We start from the raw sequence: 2,084 nt of genomic DNA on the forward strand, positions 1-2,084 counted from the left end.
CTACTAAGTGTTCATTTAAATCTTCTAAGCCAACTTGATCAGCAGCACGGCGAACCATTGTATTTTTCAATACTTTGAATTCAACGCCAGCTTCACGTAATTGTGAACGTAATTCAGTTACTTCTGAAACAGTTAGACCGCGGTAGTCAACGATTACAGTAGATACTGAATTCTTTAATGATTCAGCAATTACATCAACTTGTTGTTTTTTAGCTTCGATGATAGCAGACATTTAGACACCTCCATAGTTTTTTTATTTGGTGCTTTTAATCTTGATTACAACTGCTAATTACGTCAATTAACAACTTTATCTCAATAAAAAAAGCACTTTCTACCCACGGCAAAAAGTGCTTGAAAGATCTAAAAATCTTCACGTTCAAGTCAATTTTAGCCTCGGTAGGATTATTTTTAAGTTATGACTAACTCCTACTGTCTTAGGTAAAATAATACATTAACCAATATAACTGGTTAAATATAATATGTCAATATATTTTTAAAGATAAGACTGAATATATCCATCCAGTCTTATCATCATTTATATTTAAGATTAAAGTTTGAAGCTAGAAGTATCGACTTTTACGCCAGGACCCATTGTTGTTGTAACAGCAACAGATTTGAAGTAAGTACCTTTAGCTGAAGATGGTTTTGCTTTAGTTAACACATCTTGTAAAGCTTTGAAGTTTTCAACAAGTTTGTCAGTATCAAATGATACTTTACCAATAGAAGCATGTACAATACCAGCTTTTTCAGCACGATATTCTACTTTACCTGCTTTGATTTCTTCAACTGCTTTTGTAACGTCCATTGTTACAGTTCCAGTTTTAGGGTTTGGCATTAAACCTTTAGGTCCTAATACACGACCAAGTTTACCAACTTCACCCATCATATCTGGTGTAGCTACTACTACGTCAAAGTCAAACCAACCTTGTTGGATTTGTTGAACATATTCACCTTCACCAACGAAATCTGCACCTGCTGCTTCTGCTTCAGCTGCTTTGTCTCCTTTTGCGAATACCAATACACGTTGTGATTTACCTGTACCATTTGGAAGTACAACTGCACCACGGATTTGTTGATCATTTTTACGTGTATCAATTCCTAAACGGAATGCTACTTCAACTGATGCGTCAAAGTTAGCGATACTTGTTTCTTTAGCTAATTCAACTGCTTCTTCCACACTATAGTGTTTTTGGCGGTCAATTTTATTAGCTACTTCTTGAAATCTTTTACTTTTCTTAGCCATTTCATGTCCTCCTTTAGTGGTTTTAGCGGAATTTCCTCCCACATTTACTCGCATTTGCAAGTTAAGAGCAGATAACAGAGAGGTTTTAATCATATTTCATCTCAGGAAACACTTCCTAAATAAATGACAATTTCCCTCTTATTACGACAATATTGAACGCTTTGATCCTGTTTGTCATTTCTGTCATCTGCTTCATCGTCAATCTATGTTTTCGTTAATTTTTTAATATTATTGAACTGTGATACCCATACTACGTGCAGTACCTTCGATAATACGCATAGCTGCTTCTTCGTCTGCAGCGTTTAAATCTTGCATTTTTTGGTTTGCAATTTCACGTACTTGATCTTTAGTTACTGTAGCAACTTTGTTTTTGTTAGGTTCACCAGAACCTTTCTCAACGCCAGCTGCTTTTTTAAGTAGTACTGGAGCCGGTGGTGTTTTTGTAATGAATGTAAATGAACGATCTTCATAAACACTGATTTCTACCGGAATAATTAAACCTGCATCTTCTTGTGTACGTGCGTTGAATTCCTTACAGAATCCCATAATGTTCACACCTGCTTGACCTAATGCTGGACCAACTGGTGGTGCTGGGTTTGCTTTACCTGCAGGAATTTGTAATTTAACAACTTTTTCTACTTTTTTAGCCACGATGTGCACCTCCTTGATATCGTGATGTGGTCACAGGACTCAGTTTTGTCCTCCCACTCTTCTACATTTCGTGACGAAATGAACGCTCTATGAGCGCGACCACAGTATTATAACATCTACTCAAATCATAAAGCAAGAGTAAAATGGAACTTTTTTTATAGAACCCCTTATCATTTTAATGATTAGGGGT

At 36.0% G+C, this 2,084-nt stretch carries 3 protein-coding genes and 1 other annotated feature; all 3 genes read right to left on the reverse strand.

Features of this window, described 5'->3' with window-relative positions:
* On the reverse strand, window positions 1-232 hold a 232-nt coding region (locus KA833_RS13800), incomplete at its 3' end, for a 50S ribosomal protein L10 (RefSeq protein WP_210139601.1).
* A gap of 77 nt (window positions 233-309) precedes the next feature.
* Window positions 310-457: a sequence feature (ribosomal protein L10 leader region), on the reverse strand.
* Between the two features lie 90 nt (window positions 458-547).
* On the reverse strand, window positions 548-1,243 hold the full coding sequence (gene rplA / locus KA833_RS13805) for a 50S ribosomal protein L1 (RefSeq protein WP_046207685.1): 696 nt from the start codon (window positions 1,241-1,243) through the stop codon (window positions 548-550).
* Between the two features lie 228 nt (window positions 1,244-1,471).
* A complete protein-coding gene (rplK, locus tag KA833_RS13810; RefSeq protein WP_019468573.1) occupies window positions 1,472-1,894 on the reverse strand; it encodes a 50S ribosomal protein L11 in 423 nt (140 codons plus the stop codon).
* Between the last annotated feature and the right edge of the window lie 190 nt (window positions 1,895-2,084).

Origin of the sequence: Staphylococcus sp. GDY8P67P (genome assembly GCF_017892545.1) — a bacterium.
Classification (GTDB): Bacteria; Bacillota; Bacilli; order Staphylococcales; family Staphylococcaceae; genus Staphylococcus; species Staphylococcus ureilyticus.

Bases quoted from the DNA above. Each gene is read 5' to 3' on its own strand.
- rplA (WP_046207685.1), bottom strand. From the start codon at position 1,243: ATGGCTAAGAAAAGTAAAAGATTTCAAGAAGTAGCTAATAAAATTGAC.